At 27.4% G+C, this 347-nt stretch carries 2 protein-coding genes; both read left to right on the top strand.

Features of this window, described 5'->3' with window-relative positions:
- The first annotated feature begins 75 nt into the window (after positions 1-75).
- A complete protein-coding gene (locus tag QMG30_RS24860; protein WP_330680851.1) occupies positions 76-240 on the top strand; it encodes a transposase in 165 nt (54 codons plus the stop codon).
- On the top strand, positions 194-325 hold the full coding sequence (locus tag QMG30_RS25125; RefSeq protein WP_330680852.1) for a transposase: 132 nt from the start codon (positions 194-196) through the stop codon (positions 323-325). Before QMG30_RS24860 ends, QMG30_RS25125 begins: the two co-directional genes overlap by 47 nt.
- Positions 326-347 lie beyond the last annotated feature (22 nt).

The following is a 347-nucleotide window of genomic DNA, read 5'->3' on the forward strand; positions in this document are numbered from 1 at the left end:
ATTTTCATAGATTTTCCCACTTCCTTATGTTATAATTATATCGTAATTTAATTTAGTTGTAAAGGAGTTTTTTAGATGAATGATAGTGAATTTAAAAGCAATAGACATTCAATATACAATCTAAAATATCATTTGGTTGTAATAACTAAATATAGACACAAATGTATTAACAAAGAACTATTAGAAGACCTAAATGAAATATTCAAAAACATATTACTGGAAACCCGTATTTTGGAGTAGAAGTTATTGCATTTTAACAACTGGAGAAGCAACAATAGAAATGATTGAGAAATATATTCGCTCTCAAGCAGGAGTTAAAGATTAAAAACCGTTCCGATTCATCTCCC

Source organism: Vallitalea longa, assembly GCF_027923465.1.
GTDB lineage: Bacteria > Bacillota > Clostridia > Lachnospirales > Vallitaleaceae > Vallitalea > Vallitalea longa.